Origin of the sequence: Helicobacter cholecystus, from assembly GCF_003364215.1 — a bacterium.
Taxonomy (GTDB): Bacteria; Campylobacterota; Campylobacteria; order Campylobacterales; family Helicobacteraceae; genus Helicobacter_G; species Helicobacter_G cholecystus.
The window spans coordinates 1-429 of record NZ_NXLU01000038.1 but is presented as its reverse complement, the minus strand read 5'-3'; the positions used below and the strand labels follow the sequence as shown (position 1 = coordinate 429).

The window sequence follows — 429 nt, the reverse complement described above, 5'->3', positions numbered from 1 at the left end:
TTCCTGTAAGAGTGATTGTGTTAGAACTTGAATAACCACCAGATGTGGAGATTCCACCAGTGTTGGTGATTGATCCTGCCTCAATGACATTTTTCCCTCTAGAATTAGCGGAGATTCCACCAGTGTTGGTGATTGATCCTGCCTTAATGACATTTTTCCCTCTAGAATTAGCGGAGATTCCTCCCTCTGTAATTTCAAGGGTTCCAGTATCACCTAGTTTAATAGTGTTGATATTTCCAGCTGTCTTACAGCCATTAGCAGCACTCAAACGTGTTAGAGTAAGCTTAGTAGTTTGATTGGCTGTAATTGTATTTGTACTGTTAGTGTTATCATTACCATTTGTACTAACTGCACCTAGAGTGGATTGATTTGTTCCTGTAAGAGTGATTGTGTTAGAACTTGAATAACCACCAGATGTGGAGATTCCAC

At 39.9% G+C, this 429-nt stretch carries 1 protein-coding gene; it reads right to left on the bottom strand.

All coding sequences use genetic code 11. The features are described from left to right. The coding region (locus CQA62_RS06975; protein ID WP_170125584.1) for a hypothetical protein at positions 1 to 429 on the bottom strand (429 nt) is incomplete at both ends.